This is a genomic window from Pseudomonas sp. P129, from assembly GCF_020312195.1.
Taxonomy (GTDB): Bacteria; Pseudomonadota; Gammaproteobacteria; order Pseudomonadales; family Pseudomonadaceae; genus Aquipseudomonas; species Aquipseudomonas fragariae.
The window spans coordinates 1-267 of sequence record NZ_JAGPYS010000055.1 but is presented as its reverse complement, the minus strand read 5'-3'; the positions used below and the strand labels follow the sequence as shown (position 1 = coordinate 267).

At 61.0% G+C, this 267-nt stretch carries 1 protein-coding gene; it reads right to left on the bottom strand.

The annotated features are described in order from the left end of the window. The coding region (locus KBY02_RS26090) for an AMP-binding enzyme (RefSeq protein WP_412548796.1) at positions 1-267 on the bottom strand (267 nt) is incomplete at both ends.

Below are 267 nucleotides of genomic sequence, written 5' to 3'. Positions count from 1 at the left end.
TTGCTGCAGGTGACCGCGCAGGGTTTCGAGATCGACAGCAGTGTGCTCGGCAGACTGCGTGTAGTAAGCCACCAGACGTTTGTCGCCGGGTATGTCTTCGCGAGCAGTGACCACCGCTTCGTGGACCGCCGGGTGTTTGGCCAGCGCCGCCTCGATTTCGCCGATTTCGATACGCAAGCCGCGGATCTTCACCTGAAAGTCATTGCGGCCCAGGTATTCCAGTGCGCCATTGGCCAGCCAGCGACCGACGTCGCCGGTTTTGTACAG